General features: G+C 23.4%; 1 protein-coding gene. It reads right to left on the bottom strand.

Features of this window, described 5'->3' with window-relative positions; all coding sequences use genetic code 11:
* Positions 1–71: 71 nt before the first annotated feature.
* Positions 72–671, bottom strand: a complete 600-nt coding sequence (locus ABMA45_RS00340; protein WP_022087899.1) for a hypothetical protein — start codon at positions 669–671, stop codon at positions 72–74.
* Positions 672–721: the final 50 nt, after the last annotated feature.

Genomic DNA, 721 nt, shown 5'->3' with positions numbered 1-721 from the left:
CAGATTGTCGATTATTCTTGCAAGGTCACCTCCATACTTTTAAAATAATACGCAGTTATAGTTTTTATAATTTATAAAATATACACTTTAGCAATTTTATGAAATTCAATATCACTTTTAAAATTTGCTTTTATTTTTTCATAAAACAACTTTATATTTCTTAATTGCTCACAATAATTGTAAAAAACAATATATCCGCTTATTTTTGATACATTTTTTACTATATATTTGCCTCCAAATTTTACATCTATATTTTCATTGTTGTTTAAAATTGAGATTTTTTTAATGTCCTCAATTCCTATAGAATAAATATCGTCACTAAACCATAATCTAATACTGCATATTACTTCATCAAATTTATTTTTTTCTGCATAATTGCAAATATATTTTCTTTTCGATTCATCCATAGGATCATATGCTTTTTTGTATAAAACCGCCGCATATATTATTGCGGTCTCTATATCCGCTTCAATCACTAATCTTTTATCATCTCTATGTACATCAAAAACATCATATTTATTATTAACATTTGCTTTTTTTATTTCAATATGATTTTCCGGATATATTTGTTTGCAATTATATAATATAATTTTATCTCTTATATTTTCTATAACACATTCTTTATCATTTAATAATAATTCAAACTCATTATTCAATCTCAATTCTTCCATCCTTAACACTCTCCGTAATATCTTCTAATATACCTTCTTTAATAAGTTCA

It is taken from the genome of Eubacterium sp. CAG:156, assembly GCF_000434315.1.
Taxonomy (GTDB): domain Bacteria; phylum Bacillota; class Clostridia; order Lachnospirales; family Lachnospiraceae; genus Eubacterium_U; species Eubacterium_U album.
The sequence above is the reverse complement of the archived record's forward strand: the minus strand, read 5'-3'. Positions and strand labels throughout refer to the sequence as shown.

What these genes read in the sequence shown, in the direction of transcription:
- ABMA45_RS00340 (WP_022087899.1), bottom strand. Translation starts at nt 671, where the DNA reads ATGGAAGAATTGAGATTGAATAATGAGTTTGAATTATTATTAAATGAT.